Genomic DNA, 23658 nt, shown 5'->3' with positions numbered 1-23658 from the left:
CCACACTAAGCTGAAAACGCTCCATCCATATCCGTGAACGCGGGGAATAACGCTGGGAATCACGTGAACCGAAAGGTTGTCGCCCTCGCGACGCTCCTGGTTGCGGTCGTCGCGGGATGCTCGCACGACTCTGCAGCGCACACCGCGGTGAGCAACGGCGGCCAGGCAACGCCCGCTCCCGCCCACGTCCACGCACCGTCGCCGGCGCTGCCCGAAATGGCCGACGCGCCCGGCTTCGGCGCCGTCTCCAAGCTGGTCAACGACGCGATCGCGGCAGACAAATTGCCCGGCGCCGTGATCGAGATCGGGCACGGGGGCGCCGTCGCACTCCACCAGGCCTACGGCTTGCGCAAGCATGCCGGCGAAGCCGGCCTGGACGGCCTGCCGTCGCCGGCCGAGCCGATGACCGAGGACACGATTTTCGACCTGGCGTCACTGACGAAGAACCTGGTCACCGCCACCGCCGTCATGCAGCTCTATGAACAGGGCAAGGTGCGGTTCGACGATCCCGCCCAGCATTACCTGCCGGACTTCAACCCGGCGAACGACCCGCGGCGCGCCAAGGTGACGATCCGGATGTTGCTCACGCACACCTCGGGTGAACCGGGAGACGTCGAACTCAAAGATCCGTGGGGACTGAACGGCCCCGACAAGGCAGAAGGCCTGCGGCGCGCGCTGAGCACCCCGCTGCAGTCCGGCCCCGGCGACGGCTTCCGCTACTCCGACATCAACTTCATCCTCCTTGGTGCGCTGGTGGAAACGGCCAGCGGTGAGGCTCTCGATGTGTATGCGCAGCAACACATCTTCGACCCACTCGGAATGGACGACACCCGGTTCCTTCCTGCGGCCAGAGCGTGCGGGCCGCACGCGACGTACGGGTCCGCGATTGCCTGGGCACCCGGGGCGGGCCAGCTGCCGACCACCTGTCCGGCCGGCACGTGGAACACCGGCCTGCTGCCGCGCATCGCACCGACCGCACGGGACGAGGAAGGCAGAGCCGATCCCGGCAAGAACCCCGATCTCGATCACCTGCTTCGGGGCACGGTGCATGACACGACGGCGCGGCGGATGGGCGGGGTGGCCGGCCATGCCGGCGTGTTCTCCACGGCACACGATGTCAGCGTCTTCGCCCAGGCCCTGCTCGACCGTCTCGCCGGCCGCCCGAGCCAATTCCCGCTGCAGCAAGCGACTTTGGCGATGATGACCTCACCGCAGCAGCCGGGACACACGCCCCAGCAGGTCGAAGCGGCCGACCAGGCTGCCCGTAAGGCGCTCGCGCAGCGGCCGAGCAATACGCATTCGCTGCTCGCCGTGCGCTACCCGGCGATCGCGGGCCAGAACCTGCGTGGCTTCGGCTGGGACATTGACACCGGTCAGTCCGCGCCGCGGGGCGCGGTCTTTCCCGTCGGCAGCTTCGGCCACACCGGCTTCACCGGAACCTCGTTGTGGATGGACCCGGCCTCCGACACTTACATCGTGCTGCTGTCCAACTCGATTCACACCCGGGGCAGTCCACCGATGTCGAATCTGCGGGGAGAGGTGGCGACGGCTGCGGCGCGGGCTTTGGGCCTCTGAGCTCAGGGCCGCTCGAAGTGCTGGTAGTCGATCGGCGTGGTCCAGTCGCCGCCCCAGCGCCAGCCGTGATCCGTGAAGGCCCGCACCGCGGGGTCACCGCCGTGCAGAATCCCGGCGTCGGTGCGGTTGCGATCCAAATATATTGCCGCATTGTGTGGTTCGAAGGTGCCGTCGGCGTAGCGGCACGGGTTGAGGCGCGGATTGAGGTCGATCGCCCGGCCGTACGCGTGTTGGGCCCACCGGCCGGTGCCCGGGATGGCCCGGCAGTTGAATGCGGAGGTGTTGTTGTCCTCCATCGAGAGCTCGTCGTCGGCACCCGGATAGTGGTCGACAGTCTGCATCCGCTCGATGCGATAGCCCAGTCGGTAGAGCTGCTCGAAGATGTCGGTGACGTCCGCGACCAGGTCTTCCTGCACGACCAGCTCACCGATGTGCGTCTGGCCGTCAAAACCTATGTGGCGGGGACGGATTCGTCGTAGGTGCGCGGGTTCGACGGGGCAGCCCGGACGCCAGCTCGCCCCCAGATCCGCGGCGCTGACCGCCTCCGCCGCAGCCGTGGCCGGTGCCGCACTGGCCGACGATGACGGAGAAAGCGGCGCCGGAGTGACCGGATGCGGAGGCTCCGCAGGCGCGCACTGCACCACTGCGGCGAGCAGCGCGAGCAGGGTGAGCGCCCGCAGGCACGAAATCAACTGGGCCCGATCAGCAACGTCGGTACCCTGCAGGTGCCGTCCTTCACACTGACTACCCGCGTGCCGGGCTTGCGCCCGGGACGAACCTCGGAGACATCGAGGCCGGCCGCAGCCAGCCGCGCCCGCGCCGCATCGGCGTCCGGCACCCGCCAGGACAGACCCCACAGCTGGTCGGTGTGCGGCGGCAACGGCGCGTCACGCAGCGGTTGCGCGATCTCGACGGTGACGCCGCCGACCCGCATGAAGACCAGCCGCATGCCCCAGTCCGGGAAACTGCGGTCCAGCGCGAGACGCAGGCCGAGCCCGTCGCGGTACAGCGCGATCGCGGCGTCGGCGTCGGCGCTCTGCACGACTGCGTGGTCGATTCCGGTCACGACGGCGTCCGTGTCGCCGACCGGCACGGCCTCCGGCAGTCGATTCGGGAATTCGTGCTGGACCGCGATGATCAGCACGCCGCGGGTGTTGGATTGGGGGAGCAGCACGCTGCGCCAGTGCCGGACCATTCCGGTATCGGTGTCGATGCCCTGACCCGCTGAGACCGGTGGCGGCTCAAGTTCGTTGGCGATGAGCTGGGCGTGCGCGTCATCGAGATCCGCGCTGGCGAACGCGAGCCCGATAGGTCCGTCGCCGCGTCGGTCCAACTGCGCCGCGACCGTGCGTCCGAGAGGGCCGTCGCCGTGTTGCGAGATCAGCTCGAGGTAGGTGTTGTCGAGTCTGAACAATGCGTTGGCCGTGCCCCAGCCGGGATGTTCGCCGCGCCACGAAGGGCTGCGCGACAGCAGCGCGGCGTAGCGGCGCGTGGCGTCGCTGAGATCGCGGACGGCGACAATGACGTGGTCGAGGGCGTCGAACACGGACTCAGCATGCCGCATCGCGTCTCGCGGATCTGTTTGGGTCGCGGTTGCGTGGCTATCCCTGGTGGCATGCCGGACACAGCACGGGAACGCGCGGCCGAAGGTGATCGAACGGCGCAATTGAACGAGCAGATTGCCGAGGGGCACGAGTGGGCCACTGACGCGAAGCCGAACAGCACCGGCGACCTGCACAGCGACGCCGCGACCAAACATCGGCGGGTGGCGGGTAAGGGACGTTCCAAGGCTGAGTGCGCCAGGAACGAGGACCATGACTGAGCATTCCTGGACCGTGGAGGTCGGTGAAGCGGCCGAACCCGGCAGCGTCGGTGTGCCCCCGGTGCCGACCACCGTCTATGAGGGCGGGGAAGCCGGCGCGAAGCAGGCCTATGCCGACTCGACCGCGCAGGCGAGCACCATGAACTACCGCTACGTGCTGCTGCGTCATGTCGGTGAGGTCGTCGACTGCTGGGGAACGCCGCCGGCGGTCGGTTAACCCGGGGCGGTCAGCAGCAGTGCGCCGCCGACGCCCGCTTCCACGATGAAGTAGAACCAGTTGGGGTAGAACGGGGTCCTACCGTCGATGACGGCCGAGACGAGGCGACCGAGTGCCATGCCCGCCAATGCCAGTCCGACGGTGATCATGATCCCCGTTCGCGCCGGGCTCGGCTGGAAGGCCGCAAAGGTCAGCACACCCGCGATCGCCACACCGAAGCCGCCGTAGACGGCCCGCACCTCGGAGCGGGAGTCACGCGTGGGCAGGGTGATGCCGAACACCTGGATCATTCTGGCCGGCGCGGCCAACGCGTAAAGGCCCATGCCGAGAAAGAACACGGCGGCGAACGCGCTCACCGCTGTTGCCATTGCAGCCTCCTCGCCGCGGTTGCGGACCGGTGAATCACAGATCGACGATGGTGCCTGCTGTCGGGTCGACCTTCCCGTCGAGCAGCTCTAGGTAGGCCTGCTGGATCTCGTCCTCGCTCGAAATCCGGTCGATGCGAAGCCAATTCGAGGCCCAATCGGCGAACGGCGCCCATGACTCGGCGACGTTCTGGTCGAGTTTTGCGGCGCCCCAGTCGGCGCCGCGCTTCTGGATGCGGTCCGGGGCGAAGAAGAAGACGGGCTTAGGCCCGGCGAGATCGGTGCTGCCTTGCGCCATCTGTGTCCAGTGGGTCATGCCGACGGCGGAGCTGTGGGCGAGGCGGTCGCCGTAGCGGGCGTGCACGTCGGCGCGGACCGCGCCGTCACCGGAGATGTCGACGTACACCGCACGGTCGCCCGGCAACTCAGAGATGTTGTCGTACAGGTGAACTGAATCATAGACGTGGAGTCCTTCGACGAACGTCCGGTTGCCCGCCGACGTCAGGCCCACCACGTGGATGCCCTCGCGCTTGGCGAGCAGGTATGCCGCGATGATCGCGGTCTTCGACGAGGCGCTGGAGATCACGATGGTGTCCGCGCCGAAAAAACCCTCATCGGCGACGAAGTCATCGATGAGGAAGGACGTGAAGAAGAGCGGGAAGAACAGGATGTGCTCGGCTTCGCGGTCGGCCGAATAGACGGGATCGGTGGTGACGTCGCGGTAGCCCTGGTAGGCCGAGGGCAGCGGTAGCCGATGCGGCGCGGCGTCGATGAACCCTTTTTCGTTGATGCGGTCAGGGGTGATCAGCAGCTGGCTCGCGCACGGTAGGTAGCCGTAGACGCGCATACCCGGCGCCAGGTCGGGGTGTCGCGATTCCTCGACATGGGCGTAGCCCCAGACGTTCAGCTTGCCCCAGTCCGGGTCCGACGCAGGGAAGAAATCCCAGTACCGCATCGCTTCGCCGAAGACGGCGTAGGTGATGTTGTTCGACGTCAGCCCGAAGGACTCCACCCGCAGCAGGGCTTCGCCGTCAGCCGGTGTCGGGGCGTCGGCGGATGCGAACCGGGTCTGGTGCAGATCCTTGCGGAGTATTTCGAAGTCCATGGAACGAGAGCCTATGACGCTCTACGCGAGTCTGGTCAGTTCCTGTCGAACGCGCTTTTCGACGAGCAAGGGGATGAAATCCCGGATGGGGCTCGCGGCGAACCGGGAATGATGTTCGCGGACGGTCTCGTCGAGGAACGTGGCATTGACCTGGGGGAACTGCTCCATCAGGCGGCGCTCGATCTCAGCGATCCGGGTCTGCTCACTGATCCGTGCGCGCGGCGGCATGCAGAAAGGATTGCCTGGAAGGTGACGCTTCGTCAAACCGAAGATGAACGGTCGCCGGCGCCAAGCGCCTTCCCGGTAGCGTTATGACGGTGAGCGCACAAACGCTTCCTTTGAAACATGTTGGTAGCGTTGCGTTGAACGACTTAATCGGTATGTGCGGCGAGTCTGGTGACGGTGTGCCGTACCCATTCTGGCGGACCAGAAGGGAACCGTACTGGGGCGAGCTTGAACAGGCGTCGGTGCCCTTCGTGGAGCGGGTGCGTGGTGAGCTCCGGCACCTTCGCGAATGGGCGGAAACGTACCGGGACGCAGATATCTGGGTCGAGTGCCGCCTCAAGCCGTTCGCGCCGGGAATTTCCGCGGTTCGGCTGATCGCTCATCGGGCAGGCGAGGCTGGTTTCATCGCGGTGCAGCGTCCAGAAGCCGAAGTCGTTGACGTGTACCGACTTTCACCGCTGGATTTGGGAGCCGGGGTCGCGGGCCTGGCCGGGTTGGCGCAAGCGGGGAGGCGTCCGGCCATCCGCATTCCTGGCTTCCTGGAAAACTTCACCGGCCAGACCGCCGGGCTCAGGCGGGTAGCCGACTTCGACGACGACGACGGCGTCGTCGACGTCAACGTCCGTGACCGCACCACGGGTCCGGGCGTGGACACGATCGCAGAGTTCAACGACGTCAGCCTGATGGCTACCGTGCAGTCGCGGTGTGAACCGTCAGCGGTCCGGGGTGTGGACTGGACACGAGGAGTTGTCGTCTGGGTCCGGATCGAGGGGGACGGTGACTATGTGTACACACCGGACCGCAGCCGAGCAGTACCGGTGACGGCGCAGAGCCTGCGGACGCGGATCGACGAGCTCATCGCTGCCGATGTTGCCGTGCTGCGGCGGCGTCGCGGCCTCGTCTGAGGCGTGCCTCGCCCGCAGCCGCGGGGATTATTTGCCGACTTTGGCCAGCGTCCTCTTGGCTTGAAGACGCACTTCGCTGTCGGGGTCGTCCAGATACGGTTCGATTTTCGGACGCAACGACGCCGGCAGGTGTTTGATGACCCGCAGTGACCGAAGGATGTATGGCCGGACCGATGGGTCGTCGAGTCCATCAAGGGCGATGGGGAGGGCGTCCTCCGGGTCGGCGCGGAGCAACCACTCGATGACCGGCGCTCGGCCGGAGCCCAACGAACGGTCGGTAGCGACTTCGCGCATCCGTGCATAGTCCGTCGGCGCCGCAAGGTAGCTGAGCGCGTTGCCGATCGCACCCAGTGTCGTGGCCGGTGCGGGCGGCACCAGGTAGAGGCTGTCGAACAAGAGGGGCACCGCGTCCGTCCCCATCGCGTCGATCGTCGTCAAGGATCGGTACAGGCCGTTTCGGAACCGATGTAATTCGACGGGGTCGGTGAGGCCACTCTTTGTTTCGGTGTTCTGCAGCCAGTCGACGAGTACTGGGATGAGGCTCGGGTACCGTTCGTTGGTATTGATTAGATCAGCATTGGTTCTGAATGGCAGCTTGTTCCGTTTAGCCGTTTCAGTTATATCCGCGCTCAGACGTTCATGGGCGCGTGCCCATTCGGGTGTGGGAGGCATCAGTTGAGCGCCATTCGCAGCAGCTTCAATTTTCCACCGTCGATAAGCGCCTGGAGGTTGCTTGAGATCGTTGTTCGAGTGTCAACAATCAGCGTCATCGTGTAACCCTCCTGGCTCGCATAATCTAGCATGTCCTGTATCTGTTTCGTCTTGCCGATAGAGTTGACGTTTTTCACCTCGACCAGCTCCATAGCGGCGTCATCGATCCGGTCCGGAACTCTGACCCGGCCATTGATTTGAATTTCCGTCTTTGGCGCTTTGGGATCGATCCCGGCTTTCAGCTCACCGATCCGGCCCTTCAGGTTGTTCTTCAAGCCTTGCGTTCGTGCGCTCTTCAACTGCATCTGCAGGAACCTGACGAGCTTCTCGTTCTGGCTCGACGCGCGGGATCCCTCGAAAAACTCGGAGATTTTCTTGAATGCCTTCAGCCTTTTGACAGTCTGAATGACGTCTCTGATTTTCATGGCATAACGGGCTATGGTGGCGGCGGCCTTCCCGCCGGCGAGCGCGGCACCGGCTCCGAAGGAGACGAATGACGACAGGATGCCGATTGCGGCGGTAACGGCCAGGTCAATCGCAAGTGACTCCAGAATATCGGTAAGTTCATTGCGCAACTCGGTGAGATATTCACGATGGTTTGCGCACGCGTCTTTGAGTGCGCTGGCGAGACCGGTGTAATCCTGGATCAGCGAATCGAGTTCTTCGAGGTCCTCGACGATGATGTCGACCTCGTCGCCGTTGAGTTCGTCGAATTTCGCTGAAATCGCACTGATCTTGCCGGCGAAGCTCGCCGATTGATCCGATCCCAGTTTGGCCCAGGCGGCTTCTGCTCTTTGAAGTTTGTCGGTGTCGCCGTCGGGTACCGGGATGCCGATCTCTTCAAGCAGGCCGATGTTCTCCATCAAGCCGTCGCTGTTGCCCCCGCTTGCCCGCGGCATGTTGAGGCATGGCGCGATGAGCTCGCCGGGATCTGCCGGCGGGGGCATCGGCGCGCCGCCGTTGATATTCGAATCGGCCTCCGCGCCGGCATGATTTATCCCCGCTTGGCGCAGCACGCGACCGTAGTTGCGTACGGCTGCGGCCAGATCGCGGCCGAACCTCTCGATTTGACTGGCTTGCTCGTCATAGGCGTCGCCGAATTCTCTGCCGCGCTCGTCCTTGCCGGCCATGCCTTCGGTGCCGGATAGGTCAGCGGCAAGGGTCGACTGCGCCCGCTGCAGCGCCGAGGCAACGTCGAAAAGTGCGGTCGCTCCGTCGAAGTAACTCTGGGTGTTGATCCTGTCGACCACGGACTACCGCCCGAGCATGGCGCGATTGGCGGCCTTGGCCGCCGAATAGTTGTCATGGGCCCGCTGCGCCGCGGCCCGCATCTCCGCCATCTCCCCGTTGGCACGCGTAATCGTCTCCGACCATTGGGCATGCTTGTCCTGAAACGCACTACCCGTTGCCCCTTGCAGCGCCTCCTGGCACGGAGTCGCCACGTCGCTGTGCACTGTCTCGATCGCCGTCGTGACATCTCGAACGAGCCGCTCGATCCTGTCGGTCGTTTCCTGAAGCAGCTTGAGATCGACCGAATACTCGACCACAGAAGTCACCCCCCAGCCGTCACTCGACCTGATCTGACTGCACAAATGCGGCAGTGCTGCGACTGACGTGTTCACCGAGCCGATCCAGCTCCGTGGCCATCGACTGCAGCAGTGGCAGGAGATCGTTCCAGGCATCCGAATAGGCCTGTGCGGCATCGCCTTTCCACGTACCAAGCAGGTCGTGCACATCACGATCGACGGACCTGAGGTAGGCGGTCACCGTCTGCGACTGTTCCTGGGCAACCGCGCCCGCGCGCAGTGCCATTCCCGGATCGACGTAGAGCGGCCTGCTCACTAGAGGTACTCGCCGGTGAACAGGCGGTGCTTCGCTACCGCCGAACGGGGGGCGCCGAGGTCGAACGTGGACGTATTCGGGACTTCGTAGGGGAATACCATTTGAATGGCGATGTCACGGTGCTCGAGGTGGATCTCGATCAACTTGTCCGTCGATTCATCGCTGACCCTGCTAACGATGGCAAAAGATCTGATCGCCGGCGCGGAACGCGTCAAGGACCGGGCCAGTTCGTCGCGGCTGGACAGGCCGTGTGAGTCCTCAGCCATCACCACGGACTTGCCACCGTCGGCATCGACGGCAATGGCCGTCGGGTCCAACCCCCAGTTCCGTACCAAGTTGTTCGCCGCGATGTCGATGCACTCGTCCAGCAGCGCATCAAAATCGGCCTGACACTCGTCGCTGGCCGTTTCTCGCCACGACACACTCATCAGTTCTCCGCTCTGATCTCCTCGCGGGGCGGTCGACCGATGCCGGCCCGCCGTTGCCTGCTCCGCGAGCTTCCGAGCCAGCCCCCGCTGCGGATAGCTCCGTCCCACTGTGTAGTGGATCCTAACAAGGCGATGAGCCGATTTTCGGCGCCGATTTGTGCCCGGACCTGTCGGCCGGCCCCGACGGGATGTACCATTTGGTACATGATTACTGAGAGCGGCGTCGAGATCGCCGCACCTGCGAGTCTGGTGTGGGACGTGTTCAGCGACGTCGAGCGCTGGCCCGAATGGACCGCCTCGGTCACCGAGTTGATTGCTTTGGACGGCCCCGGTCTCGCCGTGGGAAAGCGGTTCCAGATCAAGCAACCAAAGCTGCCGAAGCTGGTGTGGGAAGTCACCGACGTCGTGCCGGGGGCGTCGTGGACCTGGGAGCAACGTTCGCCCGGCGGGGCCACGTCCGCTCTGCATTCGCTGACACCGATGGCCGGCGACCGGACGTCGGTGCGTCAGGTACTCGACCAACGGGGCCCGGTAGGCGCGCTCATTGCCCGGTTGATGATCCGCACCACCCGCCGGTATCTCGAGATGGAGGCTCAGGGACTCAAGGCCCGCAGCGAGCAACTGCGGCATTCACTTGGCCCGCACTCCTGACGCCGGGCGGCGCCGGCAGCTGCTCGATGCCGTGATCGACGAGTTCGCTTCCGGCGGCATCGGAGACCGGTCCCTGCGTGACGTGGCGGCCGCGGTCGGAACCAGTCACCGAATGCTGTTGCACCACTTCACGTCCCGCGATGAGTTGCTGCTGGCGATCGTCGCGGAGGTCGAACTCCGGCAGATGGCGGTGCTCGCCGAGTTGCCCACCGACCCGGCCGAGAGTTTCGCCGCGATGTGGGCCACCCTGTGCCGGCCCGAATTGCGTCCCTTCGAGCGGCTGTTCTTCGAGTGTTACTCCCGGGGCGCCCAGGGCGAGGAGCCGTTCGCCCGGATGGTGCCCGGGGCTGTCGACGACTGGCTGGCCGAAGCGGCGAGAGTCGCCGGAGCCGCCTACGACCCGGCGCTGGTGCGGCTCGGTCTTGCCGTCATTCGGGGACTACTGCTGGACCTGGTGGCCACCGACGACGACGCGGGCATCACCGGCGCCGTGCAGGCTTTTGCGGATCTGCTCCGGGCGCCGGGACTGAAATAGCGGACGCGCCGCGTTGCACCCCTTGTGAAAATTCGCTTCGGGGTCGGTCTGGGCTCGGACACCCCGCCCGATCACCTTGCCGCGATCATCGACCAGTTGGAGTCCAGTGGGGTTGACTCGCTCTGGTTCTCCGAGCTGGTCTATTCGCCGGCGGTCGATCCGATGGTCGGAATGGCTTACGCGTTGGCGCGGACCACGCGGTTGAAGGTGGGTACGTCGGTAGCGGTGTTACCGGGGCGCCACCCGGTGCTGGTGGCGAAACAGTTGGCATCGCTGGCAGCGCTGGCACCGAAACGGGTGCTTCCCGTCTTCGGGCTGCGCTCGGCGATCCCGGCTGAGCGTGAGGTCTTCGTGGTTCCTGACGGCGAGCGGGCGGCGGTGTTCGACGAGTCGCTGCGGATCCTGCGCGCGGTGTTGGCTGAGGATGCCGCCAGCTATCGCGGGAAGTTTTTCACGGTCACCGGGGCCGCGGTCGCGCCCCGGCCGTCGCCGCCGCTGGACATCTGGGTGGGCGGCTCGTCGCCCGCGGCATACCGGCGCATCGGTGAGCTGGCCGACGGCTGGCTCGGAAGCTTCCTCACTCCGGACGAAGCCCGGCAGGCGCGCGAGGCGATCGAACACGCCGCGGCGCAGGCAGGTCGGCATGTCGAACCCGACCATTTCGGCATCTCGTTGGCGGTGGCCGACAGTGAACTGCCCGCGGAACTGGCGGCGGCGGTACGCCGGCGTCGTCCGGATTGTGCCCCCGAGGAGCTGGTCGCCGCGGGCTGGGACCAGCTGCACAGGCAACTCGACGGCTATCTGGCAGCCGGGTTGACGAAGTTCGTTATCAGGCCGGTGGGTGCGCCGGCCGTGGACGGCTTCATCGACCGCTTCGTCACCGAGCTGCTGCCTCGCCAGAACTGAGCACGCTCGGGTGATTGATTCCTGAGTCTTTGTGGGTACAGCATCCGCATGGACCGCCCCGACACGATCATCGAGATTCATCGTGAACGCGTCCAGGACCAGACGGTCGAGATGTTCAGCGGTGACAAGCGCACCGAGTCCGTCGATGGCACGGGTTATTCAGCAACCGCCACTCTGGACCTCACGCTCGACCGGGTCTGGTTTATCGTCGACTCCCATGAGCGGCCGTGGCAGGAACAGGTCGACGGCGAAAACCGGGACCCATTACGGCATTTCGCGATCGATCTGGTGATCTTCGATTCGAGCATCGTCATCGATTCGGTGACCTGTATTCCGCTTGTCGAGCTTCCCCCGTCGACCATCACGATCCCGGACGGGCCGCGGGCCGGGGAATCTCGGGAGATCCCCTACAACGAGATCCCGCTGTTCGGGCGACTGATCATTCACGACCAGCTCGAGCGGCACGAGATCGAGCCGGGAAAGCAGACCATCGCGCTGAACTTCACCGCTCAGGATGCTCCGGTGCTGGTGGCCGGGCCGCCGGCCGACGAGTTCGCGGCCCGATTGTTCGGGCCGGACGTCGAACGCCGCGCCGACGGCACCACCGTGTTCACCGGACAGGACCCGCGGATCAGCTGGGAAATCGACTACGCCGAAGCGCACTGGATCACCCACAGCATCGCGGGCCAACTGCTGGTGAACATGGAGAAGCTGCAGCATCCCAGCCTGTCTGACGACGAGGCCAGAACCCGGGTGCTCGACTCGCTCGCGACGCAGATCGCCGACGCGGTCCGCCCGCAGCTGGCCGAGATGGGCGACAACGGCATTCAGAGCCTGCTGCCGACACCCCTGGACGTCGACTCGCACGCGGACGACGACAGCACGGTCAAGGCTCTCGACGCCGTCGTGCAACGCTTCGACGTCGGCGAGACCACCGAGGAGTCCATGGTGGTTCAGCTGCAGACACTGCGCGGGCTGCCCGCCGGTGAGCAGCTGCCGCACTCGATTCTGGCTGAAAACCCCAGTGAGAAAACGGGATTGGCCACCACCGGATGGGGCATTCTGCGCCAGGTGCGCGACACCGTGCGCAACAGTTTCGACCTCGACGAGACCGACTTCGACCCTGACGCGCCGTGTCTGTTGCGGGGGCCCAAGACCGTCAGCATCGGTGGCGAAGAGCGCAGCCTGGACTCACTGGACGCCGACATCCTGCCCCGCACCGGCGACGGCCGGCTGGTGGTCGACGGAACCGTCAGCGCCGAGACCAAACTCTACGACTTCAAGGCCAGCTTCAAGGTGACCTACGAGATGGGCCTTGACGAGATACCGCGCGACCCGAAGGTGGAAGAGAGCCGGCGCGCCAACTTCAAAACCGTCGAAAGTCTGGAAGAGGCACTGCAATCCGCGGGTGAGAAAAAGCGGGCCGGTGAGCTCAGCGGCGAGGAATACGAGGCGGAAGTCAAGCGGGTCAGTGAGCTCTTCGACGAACTCCCACGCACAGTCGGGGTGCGGCCTGCGCAGAATCCACCGGAGCCCGAAGTGAATCCGGACTTCAGCCTCACCGCGGCCGGAAAGGTGGCGACCGCGGCAGGCGCCGTGGCCGTCGCCGGCCTGATCGCGCTTCCGGTGACCGCCGCGGCGGGCGCGGCGGGCGTCGGGGTCGCCGGTGCGGGTGGCCTGCTGACCCTGGCGATCGCGCAGTACCTCACCACCGTGTTGACGATCGACTGGTTCGGCACCGGGCTCGGATCGCGTCAGGTCAAGAAGTCGCTCAACGACCAACCCGAGGGCACGTCCCTGCCGCCCATCGGCATACCGGTCGACGTCGATCTGAACCGCCAGCGGCTCGCGGTGTACTTCCGCCCGCTACCCGGCAAGTTGTGGGTGAAGTGTCTACAGGCGGAGGAATCCGAAGACGCTGAGCGCCTGGACATTCGGACCGTCGGCGGGGTTTGGCCCACCGACGGCCAGCCGTGGAAGCTGTCCAGCGACGACGCCGTGGCGTATGTCGATTCCGGAGAACTGGAACTCCTCGTGGAGCCGGATACGGCCGGGGCCAACGAACTACCCATCAGCGTTGCCACGGATGACGACGGACAGCCCTACTTGTGGGTCGAGGGAGATCCCGACCGGCTGCGCCGGCTACCGCGAGAATAGGTCCTCAGAACTTGGCCACGGCCCCGGCATCGACCGGCAGCGCCGCGCCGGTGATGTACTGCGACTCGTCGGAGGCGAGGAACAGCACGGCATTGCTGACGGCGCGAGCCTCGATCAACGGCTTGGGCAGCAGGTGGAACTGTCCGATGATCTCGCCTGCGTCCTGCACGGTGGGGTTCGGCAGGTCAGGTCTCAGTGTCCGGACGAACCAGTCGTTGTCGAGCATCGGCGTCAACACGTTGCCCGGGTGAATCGAGTTCACCCGGATCCACTGCGGTGCAAGCTCATTGGCCAGCGAGTTCATCAGACCGACGACGGCGTGTTTGGCGGAGGCGTAGTGGGCCATGTAACCGCCGCCGCGAATGCCCAGCATCGAGCTGATCAGGATGATCGAACCGCCGCCGTTGGTCATGTGCGGCAGTGCCACTTTGACGGTGTGCCACACCCCGGTCAGGTTGATGTCCATCATCGTCTGCCATGCCGATTCTTCGATCATCGCCGCGGGTGCGGGAACCCCGCTGATGCCGGCGTTGGCTACCACGATGTCGAGCGGGCCCAGCGCGTCCACCCCCTGTGCGACCGCGGCACGCAGACTTTCCACGTCCCGCACGTCGGCCTTGGCGGTGACGATGCGGCGGCCCGACTTCTCGACCAGGTCCGCGGTGTCGGCGAGGTCGCTGTCGGTGGCTCCCGGGTAGGCGACGCCGTCGATGTCCGCGCAGACGTCGACCGCGACGATGTCGGCGCCTTCCTCGGCCAACCGGATCGCGTGTTCGCGACCCTGGCCCCGTGCCGCGCCGGTGATCAATGCGACCTTGCCGGCGACTCTGCCGACCCTGGTGTCTGCCATAGCGATAGATCTTCCCATGGCGGCCGGGAGCGGCTCAGGCGTCGTCGATGCCGAAGATGTCGGCAAGTTGACGGCCGATGCCGTTGAGGCGGCTCTTGGTGGTGACGGCCACGGAGGTGCACGATGCACTCATGCGGCGCGCCACCGACATCGAGGCACCGGGATGACCGGACTGCGAGTCGGGTTCGCGGGAGTGGGGTCGCAGGGCGGCCCGATGGCGCGCCGGATCGTGGAGGACGGGTTTCAGACGACACTGTGGGCGCGCCGCCCCGAGTCGCTAGAGTCCTTTGAAGGTACCGGCGCCGTGGTTGCCGCCGATAAGCGTGCGCTCGGGGCCGCATCGGATGTGTTGTGCCTCTGCGTCATTGGTGATTCTGATGTCGACGAGGTGTTGCGTGGCGACGACGGCGCGCTCTCCGGAATGGCCGCCGAGGGGATCGTGGTGATTCACAGCACCGTCCATCCCGATACCTGCCGGCGTCTGCAGGCCGACTTCCCGCACCTGCATTTCGTCGACGCCCCGGTGTCGGGCGGCGGGCATATGGCCGCGGCGAAGGCGTTGCTGGTGATGGTCGGCGGCGACGACGACGCGGTCGAGCGCTGCCGGCCCGTGCTGGAGACGTTCGCGAATCCGCTTGTGCACCTTGGTGGCCTGGGTGCCGGCCAGGCGGCGAAGCTGTTGAACAACGCGCTGTTCAGCGCACACCTCGGGCTGGCCGCCAGCGTCTTCGCCGTCGCCGACGGACTCGGAGTGGACAAAGCAGCCCTCACCAGCGTCCTGTCCAAGGGGAGTGGCCGCAGCTACGCCGCCGAGGTGATCAGCGGCTCCGGGCACGACCTCTCGGTGATGGCGCAACTCGCCGGCGCCCTGCTCGCCAAGGATGTCGACATTCTCGCTGACCTGGTCGGTCGGGATTCCGCGGAAGTCGTCCGGGTGGCCACGAATACCATCGACGCCATGAATCTCGGCGCCCGGTGACGCCCGGTCCTCTTCCGGCCACCGCCCTGCAATTGTTGTTGGCGCGAGGCCGGTTCGTCGACCAATCCGGCAATCCGGTATCACCTCGGCTTCAAGCGTGACCTGCTGCGCGCGATCTTCACTTATCGTCTCGGGGATCTGACGCAACACCGCGTGCTGCTGCGGACCCGCGCGGCCGAAATGACCTTCGTCCGCGGAGACTCAGCAGCTGCTCGCCCCTTAAAGCGCAAATAAACCGCGAATTCGGGAAAACGCGAAATCACCGGTTCGGATGGCGTTATTCTCCGCTTCTGCGGCTTGGTATTCGGGGCCGTGACGTTTTCTTGTTTGGACCTATTCGGGCTGGTCGTACTCGGGAGATGTCATGTCATTTGTTGTTGTGTCGCCGTCAATGCTGGAAGCGGCGGTTTCGGAAATAACCGGTATCGGTTCGGCGCTCAGCGCGGCCAACACGGCCGCGGCGGGCGCGACCACCGACCTGGTGGCCGCCGCGGCCGACGAGGTCTCGGTGGGCATCGTTGCGCTATTCGGTTCGCACGCGGCGGAATATCGGGCGGTCAGTGCCCAGGCAGCGGCATTCCACGGTCAGTTTCTGCAGGCGTTGAATGCGGGAGCGGGCGCATACGCCAGCGCGGAGGTGGCCAGTGCCGCACCGCTGGACGGTCTGCAGCAGGTCCTGCTCAATCTCATCAACGCACCCGCACAGGGTCTTTTCGGGCGCCCGTTGATCGGTAACGGGGCCAACGGAGCACCGGGAACCGGCGCGGCAGGGGGAGCGGGCGGGTTGCTGTTCGGCAACGGCGGAGCAGGCGGTTCCGGCGCCGCGGGCCAGAACGGCGGGGCCGGCGGTGCCGCCGGTCTGTTCGGCGCCGGCGGAGCCGGCGGGGCGGGCGGTGGTGCCGTCGCCGGCGGGATCGGCGGCGCCGGAGGCGCCGGGGGCGCGGGCGGTTTGTTCTATGGCACCGGAGGCGCGGGTGGGGTCGGTGGCAGTGCCAGCCCCGGAGGCATCTTCGGCGTCGCCGGTGGGGCGGGTGGTGCCGGCGGTGTGGGCGGGCTCTTCGGCGGCTACGGCGGGGCCGGCGGGGCCGGCGGGGACGGCGGCCAGAACGGCAGCGGCGGGATTGGCGGTCAGGGTGGCGCCAGCCCGCTGTTCGGCAGCGGCGGCAACGGCGGCAACGGCGGCACCGCGGGCCTGGGTGGCGGCAACGGCGGGGCCGGCGGTACCGGTGGCGCGGCCGGTGCGTTGTACGGCACCGCCGGTGCGGGCGGCGCCGGCGGTGCCGGCAATGTCGTCGGCAACGGCGGCGCAGGAGGGGCCGGGGGGGCTGGTGCGTTGTTCGGCGACGGCGGCGCGGGTGGGGTCGGCGGCGGCACCCTCGCCGGCGCCGGCGGAGAAGGCGGGGTCGGCGGAGCGGGCGGTGTGTTCGGCGACGGTGGTGCCGGTGGTGCTGGTGGCGGCAGCAACGGCGGCATCGGCGGTGCCGGCGGCGCCGGCGGCGCGGGAATGCTCATCGGTGCCGGTGGCGCCGGTGGTGCCGGTGGCGGCAGTGTCGCGGCGGCCGGTGGGGTAGGTGGCGCCGGCGGCGCCGGCGGTGTGTTCGGCGACGGCGGGGCGGGCGGTGCCGGCGGCGCCAGCATCTCCTCAATCGGCGGCGTCGGTGGTGCCGGCGGTAACGGTGGGTTTGTGTTCGGCGCCGGCGGTGTGGGCGGCGGCGGCGGCGCCAGCTCAGCCACCGGAGGCAACGGTGGAGCAGGTGGCAACGCGTTCGGGTTCGGTGCCGGCGGGGCCGGAGGGGCGGGCGGCAGCGGCAACACCGGCAACGGCGGCGACGGCGGGGCCGGTGGCAGCACCATGTTCAGCGGTGCGGGCGGCGCCGGCGGCGCCGGTGGCTTCAGCGAAGCGGGCGCCGGCGGTGCTGGCGGTAGCGGTGGGTCCGGCGGCGTGCTGAACGGGGCCGGCGGGATAGGTGGCGCCGGCGGAGTGAGCGAAGCCGCGGCCGGCGGCAACGGCGGGGCGGGCGGCCAGGGCGCGCTGCTGATCGGCAGTGGCGGTGCCGGCGGCGCCGGCGGGCAAGGAAATGCCGGTGGTGCCGGCGCCGGGGCCGGCGGGTCGGGCGGCGCTGGTGGCAACGGTGCGCTCATCGGCAACGGCGGCAACGCCGGCGTCGGCGGGACCGGCGACACCACGGGCGACACCGGTGTCGGCGGCACCGGCGGGCTGCTGTTGGGCCTCGACGGATTCAACGCGGCGGCGAGCACCTCACCGCTGCATACGCTTCAGCAACAGGTACTGAATACGGTCAACGGGCCTTTCGAGACCCTGACCGGGCGGCCGTTGATCGGCAACGGCACGCCCGGCGCCGCGGGTAGCGGTGCCAACGGCACGCCCGGTGGGTGGTTGTTCGGCGACGGCGGGGCCGGCGGTTCCGGCGCGGCAAACATGTCCGGCGGTAACGGCGGTAACGCCGGGCCGTTCGGTGCGGGCGGCACCGGTGGGGCCGGCGGCGCCAGCACCACCACCGGACCCGGCGGGTTCGGCGGCAACGGTGGGTTCGGCGGCCTTTTCTACGGGGCCGGTGGTGCCGGTGGTACCGGCGGTAGCGCGGGCGCCACCGGTAGCGCGGGTGGCGCGGGCGGGTTCGGCGGCCAGGGCGGGTTGTTCGGCGGATACGGCGGGGCCGGTGGAGCGGGCGGAGTCGGCGGTGTCACAGGTGTCGGCGGGGCCGGCGGCCTCGGCGGTGCCAGCCCGCTGATCGGGACCGGCGGTGTCGGCGGGGCCGGCGGACTCGGCGGCACTACGAGCGGCTCGGGTGGAGCGGGCGGCGGCGGCGGTGCGGCCGGCGCTCTCTACGGTGGCGCCGGTGCCGGCGGCGCCGGCGGTGCCAGCAATGGCGCCCCTGGTGGAGCGGGCGGGGCAGGAGGCGCCGGCGGAGCCGCGGGCTTGATCGGTAACGGCGGGGCCGGCGGGCTCGGCGGCGGCAGCGTCAACGGCGTCGGCGGGATCGGCGGGAACGGTGGCTCGGGCGGGGTGTTCGGCAACGGCGGTATCGGCGGTACCGGCGGGGCCAGCAATGCCCTGTCGGGTGGTGCGGGCGGGGCCGGCGGGGCCGGCGTGCTGTTCGGCAACGGCGGAGCCGGCGGCGCCGGCGGCGCCAGTTCCTCGGGGGTCGGCGGCGCTGGTGGCGCCGGGGGTGACAGTGCGCGCCTGTTCGGTCGCGGCGGGGCCGGCGGGGCCGGCGGGGCCAGCGTCTTCACCGGCGGTGTCGGCGGGGCGGGCGGCAATGCGCTCGGGTTCGGTGACGGCGGATTCGGCGGGTCAGGAGGGGCGGGTGCGATCTTCGACGGTGGGGCCGGAGGGTCCGGCGGCAACGCCAGATGGCTCGGCAACGGCGGCGCCGGCGGGACCGGCGGAGTCACCGGCAACGGCACTGGCGGCGTGGGCGGGACCGGCGGCAACGCACTGTTCAGCGGTTCCGGCGGCGCCGGCGGGGCCGGGGGGCTCAGCCTCATTGGCATCGGCGGCAACGGCGGTAACGGCGGCTGGGCCGGGACATTCAACGGGATCGGAGGTGCCGGCGGTTCCGGCGGCGTGAGCGTCCTGTCGGTCAGCGGCGGCAACGGCGGCGCGGCGCCGGGGATCATCGGCTTCGGTGGCGCCGGAGGCGCGGGCGGCAACGCCCCCGAACTCACCGGCGTCAACGGAGTCGGCGGAACCGGCGGCGTGGGCGGCAGCGCCGGGCAGATCGGCAACGGCGGTAACGGCGGTAACGGCGGGGACACCGCCGCCCCCGGCGTTGTCGGGGCGGGCGGTCAGGGTGGCGCGGCCGGGCCGCGGATCGGTGCCAACGGTCTGAACGGGTCGCCCGGGCTGCTGAGCTAGAGTCGCGCCTGCCGCGAATTCACCTGTGCCGGTGCAGGAATCCGTGCAGGCTCGCCTGCACCAGCTCGTCGACGATCGCGTCGCGCGACGGTTGGTGGTCGCCGAAGAACGCCGAACGTAATGCGACCATGCCGACGATCATCGCCACCGTGGAGTGCGCCGGCAGCTCGGGACGGGCAGAACGCAGACCACGTAACTGCATGCCTTCGGTGCTGATCTTTCCGAGCACCGCGATGGCCGCCCGGATGTCGCCGATGCCGGCTTCGGCGATCTCTTCCTCACTGAAGGCCTCCGATGCGGCCAGGGTCAGCAGCAGGCCCCGATGTTCGACGATCACGTCGTAGAGCTGTCCGACGAAATGGCGTGCCAGTTCGTCTTCGTCGGTTTCCTCGGGTACCACTTGCTGCCAGGTCCGGCCGAACTCGTCGACGAAACTGGTGAAGGGAACGACCAGGGCTTCGCGGAAAAGGCCGGCCTTCGAACCGAAGTTGCGGAACAGCAGGTATTCGGTGACGCCGGCGGCCGCGGCGATCTCACGTGTGGTGGTGCTGCGATAGTCCTTGCGCGCGAACAACTCCCGGGCCGCGTCGAGTAGTAGCCGCCGCGGCTCGCCGCGGGCTCTGCGCGCTGCGGCCGGTCTCCGCTCAATTGGGCTCGAGGGCACGGTCTTTGACGATAGTCGCGCTTGACCACGACCTTAAGATAGTGTCCACTATTAATCGTGGGCGCAGTCATCATGCTCGGCACGCTGTTCGGGCTGATCGCCGTCATCTATGGCGTGGTCATCTACTTCGACCCCGAAGCCCGGCGATGAGCTCCGGGCTGACCCCGTTGCTGACAGGCGCCGTCATCTTCGGCTGGGGCAGCGGCATCGCTTTCACCGCGGCCGGCGTGTATCTGAGCATCCGTCGCCGTCGGCTGCATCCGCTGCTGCTGCTCTGCATCTCGGCGATCTCGTTCTCCTGGATCGAGGCGCCATACGACTGGGCGATGTACGCACAGTTCCCACCGGCTCTGCCGCGGATGCCGGCATGGTGGCCACTGAACATGACCTGGGGTGGGCTGCCGTCGTCGGTGCCCGTGGGCTACATCGGATACTTCGTGTTGCCGGCCACGATCGGGGCAGCGCTCGGGCGACGATTGAGCGCGCGGTTCGCGTGGAGCAGACCGATCACGCTTCTCACGGTCGGCCTCGTCGTCGGCTTCTGCTGGGCCTTCGTCTTCAACGCGTTCATCGGCGCTCGGCTCGGAGTCTTCTATTACGGCTATGTGATACCTGGACTCGCCGTCTTCGAAGGGACCAGGCATCAATACCCGATCTACGACTCGCTGGCGATGGGCGTGCAGATGATGGTGTTCACCTACCTGCTGGGGCGCACCGATTCCGAAGGCCGCAATGTCATCGAGTCATGGGCCGACCGGAAGACGACGGGGTCCCGGCAGTCCGCGCTGTTGTCCATCGTCGCGGTGGTGATCGTCGGAAACCTGATGTACGGGGCCGTATTCGCGCCCCACCTGGCGACCAAATTGGGCGGTTGGGTGACGTCGGGCTCTACCGAGCAGTTGTTCCCCGGCGTGCCGAACCAGCCCGCGCGGTGACCGGTCGCGTTGGTCACTTCTTCGACACAATGTCATAGCGGTCCTACCAGCCGGGATTAAAACAGCGCGACGATTGACTGCAGCCGACAGGGAGGCAGTGTTTCGATGCGAGCAGTTGTCCTGAGCGCGCTTGTCGCCGCGCTCTGTGTGTTGAACCCGCTGGCATCGCCCGCCCGCGCCGATCCGACGTCTACGTGCGGGGTGAATCTCAACGCGCCGCAGATCGAAACGGCGCTCGGCTCGTTGCCGGCGCTGCCGGAAGGCTCGGCGTGGGACCACAACGTCAAGAGCTTCGACCCGAGCAGCAACTACAACCCGTGCGCGACGCTGTCGACGGTCATCATCACCGTCGTCGGCGCTACCGGCAGTTCGCCCGACCTGGCGTTGTTGTTCCACAAAGGCAGCTATGCGGGCGTGGCCACGCTCAAGGCGTACGCGTTCACCTCCGTCAACGCGGCCAAGACGACAGATGACACCGTCGCCCTCGACTACAAGGACGGCAGGGAGGTCTGCACGGCCTGTCCGGGACCGATCACCACCGTGCGGTACCAGTGGCAGAACGACCACGTCGCGATGCTGGACCCGGCGCCCGCCTGGTGAGCGATGGGCCCCGAAGGCCCACGAGCGCGCGCATGTGTTCGCCGACACGCCGTGAATGCCGTACATTTGCGCGCCTTCGGCGGTCAGGAGTTACCCCGGCTTCCTCGAGTGGGCTAGCAACGGACAAGATGGAGAGCGGAATGCCCGCGCGAGCCGACGACGCCGGCTCGCTGAATGTGTTGAGGTCGACATCATGGACGTTCGCCGCTGGAATCTGCTGAGCCGTGGAACGCGTTGTAGCGCAGCATTTTTAGTGGTACTGGCGGCGGCCGTTTCGCCCTGGCAAGCGTCCGCCGCCCCGCGCCCCGCGGCGCCCGCGCTGGCCGCCGACCCGGCGCTGCTGGCCCGCGACCTGGTCGCCGATGAGCAGGCCCTGCGTGACCCGTCGTCGTCGGATGCCGTGTTGCAGGCAGCCGCGCTTCGTCAGCAGGCGGCCTACCGCGCCATCGGACGCCACCCCGAGTGGGAGCCGATCGTGCGGCCCGTCATTCCCGCATCGCTGACCGGGATCTACGACCTCAACGTCGACGCGCGACACCACCTGATGGCGCTGAACGCCGGGGAGGCCAAACCCACGCTGCCCGCGTGGCGTATCGACGCGCCCGTTCCGCTCGGCGAACTCGTCGGCGACTACCAGGCCGCCGCGGCAGCGAGCGGCGTCGACTGGAACTATCTGGCCGCGATCAACATGGTCGAAACCGACTTCGGCCGCATCAACGGTGTCAGCACTGCCGGCGCGCAAGGGCCGATGCAGTTCCTGCCGTCGACGTTCGCCGCGTACGCCGAGGGCGGCGACATCCACTCCCCGCGCGACAGCATCATGGCGGCAGGCCGGATGCTGGCCGCCAACGGCTTCGCCGGCAATCGGGACAGCGCCGTTTACAGCTACAACCACTCCAGCCACTACGTCGGAGCGGTCAAGGACTACGCCGCCGCGATCGCCGCCGACCCGGCCGTCCTTCCCGGCTATCACCGGTGGGATGTCTACTACCTGACCACCTCGGGTGACGTGCTGCTGCCCGTCGGGTACCTGGCCTCCGAGCGGATTCCGGTGGGCGACTACCTGGCCGCACACCCGCAGTGACCATGACAGGCGAATAGCCACGCACCGCGCCGCTGCGACGGACCGTCGCGGACGGCTCAACCGGGGGAAGGGATCATCATGCGAATCAATCTGGCCAGCATCCTCGTCGACGACCAGGACAAGGCGCTGCGTTTCTACACCGAGATTCTCGGCTTCGCGACCAAGGCCGACATCCCGATGGGTGGGGCCCGCTGGATCACCGTCGTGTCACCGGAAGACCCGAACGGCACCGAACTCGTCCTCGAGCCCGACGGGCATCCGGCGGTCAGGCCGTTCAAGGAGGCGCTGGTGGCCGACGGCATTCCCTTTACGTCGTTCGCCGTCGACGACACCCGGGCCGAATACGAGCGGTTGACGGGCCTCGGCGTGCGCTTCACTCAGGAACCGGTCGCCATGGGCCCGGTGATCACGGCCGTGCTCGACGACACCTGTGGAAACCTGATCCAGATCGCGCAACTGACGGGCTGACCCCCGAGCCGTCAGAACGACTTCACGTTCTCGATGCTGACGAACATGCCGTGGCCGGTGCCGTCATTGGTGAAGCGGGTGCCGTCGCTACTCGGAACGATCGTCCAGCCCAGAATGTGGTACGTCTGACCGTAGTTGAGCACCAGATCGTTTCTGCGGTGTCCCACCGGCGGCGAACAACACCAACCCCGCCAAAATGACTGCTGCGCGGACCATGTCGCCTCCTCGGCGCCGACCCTACTCTGATATCACCCGCGCTATCGCGTATCAGGCAGAGAATCCAGGACCCGCTTCGGGGGTCACATTGCGCGCGGTGATCTCTTCGCCGCAGTGGGCGCAGATCAGCCGTGGGTCCGCAACCTCGCCACAAGCCTGGTGTCGCAACACAATTGGCGGCCCATCCGGGTTCGGCAGGTGTTCGTCGCCCCACCGCATCAACACCACGACGGCGCCGAACAGATCGTGCCCCACCTCGGTGAGGCGATACTCGTAACGCTCCGGATCCTGCGAATAGCGCACCCGTTCAAGCAGACCCGCATCGACGAGCATTCGCAGGCGTGAGGATAACGTGGGCCGCGGGATGCTGAGATTGCGGGCGAGCTGGCCGAAGCGCTGCACCCCGAAAAACGCCTCGCGCAAAATCAGCAGCGTCCACCGTTCGCCGACCAACTCCAGCGCGCGGCCGACCGACTCTCCTTGGAAACGGTGGGACAGATCGGCGGCCGCCATAGTTCAGTCACTGTACCGGTTCAAT

At 67.3% G+C, this 23658-nt stretch carries 28 protein-coding genes; 14 read left to right on the top strand and 14 right to left on the bottom strand.

The window, feature by feature from the left end:
- Positions 1–63: 63 nt before the first annotated feature.
- Positions 64–1575: a serine hydrolase domain-containing protein gene (locus ACNQS7_RS11020; protein WP_418012532.1), complete on the top strand. Its 1512-nt coding sequence runs from the start codon at positions 64–66 to the stop codon at positions 1573–1575.
- Between the two features lie 2 nt (positions 1576–1577).
- On the opposite strand, the gene ACNQS7_RS11015 is transcribed toward ACNQS7_RS11020, so the two are convergent.
- Both ACNQS7_RS11015 and ACNQS7_RS11010 read right to left on the bottom strand, forming a co-directional pair.
- Entirely contained in the window at positions 1578–2264 is a 687-nt protein-coding gene (locus ACNQS7_RS11015) for a M15 family metallopeptidase (protein ID WP_418015958.1), read from the bottom strand.
- A complete protein-coding gene (locus tag ACNQS7_RS11010; RefSeq protein WP_418012531.1) occupies positions 2264–3121 on the bottom strand; it encodes a VOC family protein in 858 nt (285 codons plus the stop codon). The genes ACNQS7_RS11015 and ACNQS7_RS11010 overlap by 1 nt, the downstream gene beginning before the upstream one ends.
- A 69-nt stretch (positions 3122–3190) precedes the next feature.
- Here ACNQS7_RS11010 and ACNQS7_RS11005 point away from each other — a divergent pair, with 69 nt between their 5' ends.
- Positions 3191–3397 carry a hypothetical protein gene (locus ACNQS7_RS11005; protein WP_418012530.1) on the top strand — a complete coding sequence of 69 codons (207 nt, stop codon included), beginning with the start codon at positions 3191–3193 and terminating at the stop codon, positions 3395–3397.
- Complete coding sequence (locus ACNQS7_RS11000; RefSeq protein WP_418012529.1) at positions 3390–3614, top strand: hypothetical protein; 225 nt, start codon at positions 3390–3392, stop codon at positions 3612–3614. Before ACNQS7_RS11005 ends, ACNQS7_RS11000 begins: the two co-directional genes overlap by 8 nt.
- Here ACNQS7_RS11000 and ACNQS7_RS10995 read toward each other — a convergent pair.
- The 3 genes from ACNQS7_RS10995 to ACNQS7_RS10985 are packed head-to-tail and all read right to left on the bottom strand — an operon-like array spanning position 3611 to position 5312.
- A complete protein-coding gene (locus tag ACNQS7_RS10995; protein WP_418012528.1) occupies positions 3611–3982 on the bottom strand; it encodes a DUF4345 domain-containing protein in 372 nt (123 codons plus the stop codon). The two genes, ACNQS7_RS11000 and ACNQS7_RS10995, sit on opposite strands and share 4 nt — an antisense overlap.
- Positions 3983–4016: 34 nt before the next feature.
- On the bottom strand, positions 4017–5084 hold the full coding sequence (locus ACNQS7_RS10990) for a DUF2855 family protein (protein ID WP_418012527.1): 1068 nt from the start codon (positions 5082–5084) through the stop codon (positions 4017–4019).
- Positions 5085–5105: 21 nt separating this feature from the next.
- Positions 5106–5312, bottom strand: a complete 207-nt coding sequence (locus tag ACNQS7_RS10985) for a three-helix bundle dimerization domain-containing protein (RefSeq protein ID WP_418012526.1) — start codon at positions 5310–5312, stop codon at positions 5106–5108.
- A 176-nt stretch (positions 5313–5488) separates the two neighbouring features.
- Here ACNQS7_RS10985 and ACNQS7_RS10980 point away from each other — a divergent pair, with 176 nt between their 5' ends.
- Complete coding sequence (locus ACNQS7_RS10980) at positions 5489–6214, top strand: hypothetical protein (protein WP_418012525.1); 726 nt, start codon at positions 5489–5491, stop codon at positions 6212–6214.
- 27 nt (positions 6215–6241) lie between these two features.
- Here the strand turns inward: ACNQS7_RS10980 and ACNQS7_RS10975 are convergent, their stop codons facing one another.
- The 5 genes from ACNQS7_RS10975 to ACNQS7_RS10955 all read right to left on the bottom strand — a co-directional run bounded on the left by ACNQS7_RS10975 (position 6242) and on the right by ACNQS7_RS10955 (position 9195).
- Positions 6242–6634: a hypothetical protein gene (locus ACNQS7_RS10975; protein ID WP_418012524.1), complete on the bottom strand. Its 393-nt coding sequence runs from the start codon at positions 6632–6634 to the stop codon at positions 6242–6244.
- Positions 6635–6885: 251 nt separating this feature from the next.
- Positions 6886–8175, bottom strand: coding sequence for a putative toxin (locus ACNQS7_RS10970; RefSeq protein WP_418012523.1), 1290 nt, complete (start codon positions 8173–8175; stop codon positions 6886–6888).
- Between the two features lie 3 nt (positions 8176–8178).
- Positions 8179–8472, bottom strand: a complete 294-nt coding sequence (locus tag ACNQS7_RS10965; protein WP_310784827.1) for a WXG100 family type VII secretion target — start codon at positions 8470–8472, stop codon at positions 8179–8181.
- 19 nt (positions 8473–8491) lie between these two features.
- A complete protein-coding gene (locus ACNQS7_RS10960; protein WP_310784829.1) occupies positions 8492–8767 on the bottom strand; it encodes a WXG100 family type VII secretion target in 276 nt (91 codons plus the stop codon).
- Positions 8767–9195 (bottom strand): hypothetical protein, encoded by a 429-nt coding sequence (locus ACNQS7_RS10955; RefSeq protein WP_418012522.1) that lies wholly within the window; start codon positions 9193–9195, stop codon positions 8767–8769. The genes ACNQS7_RS10960 and ACNQS7_RS10955 overlap by 1 nt, the downstream gene beginning before the upstream one ends.
- Before the next feature lie 204 nt (positions 9196–9399).
- Here ACNQS7_RS10955 and ACNQS7_RS10950 point away from each other — a divergent pair, with 204 nt between their 5' ends.
- The 4 genes from ACNQS7_RS10950 to ACNQS7_RS10935 are packed head-to-tail and all read left to right on the top strand — an operon-like array spanning position 9400 to position 13444.
- Positions 9400–9846 carry an SRPBCC family protein gene (locus tag ACNQS7_RS10950; RefSeq protein ID WP_418012521.1) on the top strand — a complete coding sequence of 149 codons (447 nt, stop codon included), beginning with the start codon at positions 9400–9402 and terminating at the stop codon, positions 9844–9846.
- Entirely contained in the window at positions 9830–10381 is a 552-nt protein-coding gene (locus ACNQS7_RS10945) for a TetR/AcrR family transcriptional regulator (protein ID WP_418012520.1), read from the top strand. The genes ACNQS7_RS10950 and ACNQS7_RS10945 overlap by 17 nt, the downstream gene beginning before the upstream one ends.
- 24 nt (positions 10382–10405) lie before the next feature.
- A complete protein-coding gene (locus ACNQS7_RS10940; protein ID WP_418012519.1) occupies positions 10406–11287 on the top strand; it encodes a TIGR03854 family LLM class F420-dependent oxidoreductase in 882 nt (293 codons plus the stop codon).
- 48 nt (positions 11288–11335) lie between these two features.
- Positions 11336–13444, top strand: a complete 2109-nt coding sequence (locus ACNQS7_RS10935) for a hypothetical protein (RefSeq protein ID WP_418012518.1) — start codon at positions 11336–11338, stop codon at positions 13442–13444.
- 4 nt (positions 13445–13448) lie between these two features.
- Here the strand turns inward: ACNQS7_RS10935 and ACNQS7_RS10930 are convergent, their stop codons facing one another.
- A complete protein-coding gene (locus tag ACNQS7_RS10930; protein WP_418012517.1) occupies positions 13449–14294 on the bottom strand; it encodes a mycofactocin-coupled SDR family oxidoreductase in 846 nt (281 codons plus the stop codon).
- Positions 14295–14457: 163 nt separating this feature from the next.
- Here ACNQS7_RS10930 and ACNQS7_RS10925 point away from each other — a divergent pair, with 163 nt between their 5' ends.
- Positions 14458–15273, top strand: a complete 816-nt coding sequence (locus ACNQS7_RS10925) for an NAD(P)-dependent oxidoreductase (protein ID WP_418012516.1) — start codon at positions 14458–14460, stop codon at positions 15271–15273.
- Between the two features lie 364 nt (positions 15274–15637).
- Positions 15638–19153 (top strand): PE family protein, encoded by a 3516-nt coding sequence (locus tag ACNQS7_RS10920; protein ID WP_418012515.1) that lies wholly within the window; start codon positions 15638–15640, stop codon positions 19151–19153.
- Positions 19154–19172: 19 nt separating this feature from the next.
- On the opposite strand, the gene ACNQS7_RS10915 is transcribed toward ACNQS7_RS10920, so the two are convergent.
- Positions 19173–19817 carry a TetR/AcrR family transcriptional regulator gene (locus ACNQS7_RS10915; protein ID WP_418012514.1) on the bottom strand — a complete coding sequence of 215 codons (645 nt, stop codon included), beginning with the start codon at positions 19815–19817 and terminating at the stop codon, positions 19173–19175.
- A gap of 146 nt (positions 19818–19963) precedes the next feature.
- On the opposite strand from ACNQS7_RS10915, the gene ACNQS7_RS10910 reads away from it, so the two are divergent.
- The 4 genes from ACNQS7_RS10910 (at position 19964) to ACNQS7_RS10895 (ending at position 22904) form a co-directional block, all read left to right on the top strand.
- Complete coding sequence (locus ACNQS7_RS10910) at positions 19964–20752, top strand: spirocyclase AveC family protein (RefSeq protein ID WP_418012513.1); 789 nt, start codon at positions 19964–19966, stop codon at positions 20750–20752.
- Positions 20753–20857: 105 nt separating this feature from the next.
- On the top strand, positions 20858–21352 hold the full coding sequence (locus ACNQS7_RS10905; RefSeq protein ID WP_418012512.1) for an LppP/LprE family lipoprotein: 495 nt from the start codon (positions 20858–20860) through the stop codon (positions 21350–21352).
- A 193-nt stretch (positions 21353–21545) separates the two neighbouring features.
- The gene (locus ACNQS7_RS10900; protein WP_418012511.1) at positions 21546–22436 is read left to right on the top strand and encodes a transglycosylase SLT domain-containing protein; all 891 of its coding nucleotides are present in this window, start codon (positions 21546–21548) and stop codon (positions 22434–22436) included.
- A gap of 78 nt (positions 22437–22514) precedes the next feature.
- Complete coding sequence (locus ACNQS7_RS10895) at positions 22515–22904, top strand: VOC family protein (RefSeq protein ID WP_418012510.1); 390 nt, start codon at positions 22515–22517, stop codon at positions 22902–22904.
- An 11-nt stretch (positions 22905–22915) separates the two neighbouring features.
- On the opposite strand, the gene ACNQS7_RS10890 is transcribed toward ACNQS7_RS10895, so the two are convergent.
- Entirely contained in the window at positions 22916–23047 is a 132-nt protein-coding gene (locus ACNQS7_RS10890; protein ID WP_418012509.1) for a hypothetical protein, read from the bottom strand.
- A gap of 124 nt (positions 23048–23171) precedes the next feature.
- Positions 23172–23633 carry a winged helix-turn-helix transcriptional regulator gene (locus ACNQS7_RS10885; protein WP_418012508.1) on the bottom strand — a complete coding sequence of 154 codons (462 nt, stop codon included), beginning with the start codon at positions 23631–23633 and terminating at the stop codon, positions 23172–23174.
- Between the last annotated feature and the right edge of the window lie 25 nt (positions 23634–23658).

It is taken from the genome of Mycobacterium sp. 23, assembly GCF_048287075.1.
In the GTDB taxonomy this organism is placed as follows: Bacteria; Actinomycetota; Actinomycetes; order Mycobacteriales; family Mycobacteriaceae; genus Mycobacterium; species Mycobacterium gordonae_B.
This window is presented reverse-complemented; position numbering and strand designations above follow the sequence as displayed.

What these genes read in the sequence shown, in the direction of transcription:
- ACNQS7_RS11005 (WP_418012530.1), top strand. Translation starts at nt 3,191, where the DNA reads ATGCCGGACACAGCACGGGAACGCGCGGCCGAAGGTGATCGAACGGCG.
- ACNQS7_RS11000 (WP_418012529.1), top strand. Translation starts at nt 3,390, where the DNA reads ATGACTGAGCATTCCTGGACCGTGGAGGTCGGTGAAGCGGCCGAACCC.
- ACNQS7_RS10995 (WP_418012528.1), bottom strand. Translation starts at nt 3,982, where the DNA reads ATGGCAACAGCGGTGAGCGCGTTCGCCGCCGTGTTCTTTCTCGGCATG.
- ACNQS7_RS10990 (WP_418012527.1), bottom strand. Translation starts at nt 5,084, where the DNA reads ATGGACTTCGAAATACTCCGCAAGGATCTGCACCAGACCCGGTTCGCA.
- ACNQS7_RS10985 (WP_418012526.1), bottom strand. Translation starts at nt 5,312, where the DNA reads ATGCCGCCGCGCGCACGGATCAGTGAGCAGACCCGGATCGCTGAGATC.
- ACNQS7_RS10975 (WP_418012524.1), bottom strand. Translation starts at nt 6,634, where the DNA reads ATGGGGACGGACGCGGTGCCCCTCTTGTTCGACAGCCTCTACCTGGTG.
- ACNQS7_RS10955 (WP_418012522.1), bottom strand. Translation starts at nt 9,195, where the DNA reads ATGAGTGTGTCGTGGCGAGAAACGGCCAGCGACGAGTGTCAGGCCGAT.
- ACNQS7_RS10950 (WP_418012521.1), top strand. Translation starts at nt 9,400, where the DNA reads ATGATTACTGAGAGCGGCGTCGAGATCGCCGCACCTGCGAGTCTGGTG.
- ACNQS7_RS10935 (WP_418012518.1), top strand. Translation starts at nt 11,336, where the DNA reads ATGGACCGCCCCGACACGATCATCGAGATTCATCGTGAACGCGTCCAG.
- ACNQS7_RS10930 (WP_418012517.1), bottom strand. Translation starts at nt 14,294, where the DNA reads ATGGCAGACACCAGGGTCGGCAGAGTCGCCGGCAAGGTCGCATTGATC.
- ACNQS7_RS10925 (WP_418012516.1), top strand. Translation starts at nt 14,458, where the DNA reads ATGACCGGACTGCGAGTCGGGTTCGCGGGAGTGGGGTCGCAGGGCGGC.
- ACNQS7_RS10920 (WP_418012515.1), top strand. Translation starts at nt 15,638, where the DNA reads ATGTCATTTGTTGTTGTGTCGCCGTCAATGCTGGAAGCGGCGGTTTCG.
- ACNQS7_RS10910 (WP_418012513.1), top strand. Translation starts at nt 19,964, where the DNA reads ATGAGCTCCGGGCTGACCCCGTTGCTGACAGGCGCCGTCATCTTCGGC.
- ACNQS7_RS10905 (WP_418012512.1), top strand. Translation starts at nt 20,858, where the DNA reads ATGCGAGCAGTTGTCCTGAGCGCGCTTGTCGCCGCGCTCTGTGTGTTG.
- ACNQS7_RS10900 (WP_418012511.1), top strand. Translation starts at nt 21,546, where the DNA reads ATGGACGTTCGCCGCTGGAATCTGCTGAGCCGTGGAACGCGTTGTAGC.
- ACNQS7_RS10895 (WP_418012510.1), top strand. Translation starts at nt 22,515, where the DNA reads ATGCGAATCAATCTGGCCAGCATCCTCGTCGACGACCAGGACAAGGCG.
- ACNQS7_RS10885 (WP_418012508.1), bottom strand. Translation starts at nt 23,633, where the DNA reads ATGGCGGCCGCCGATCTGTCCCACCGTTTCCAAGGAGAGTCGGTCGGC.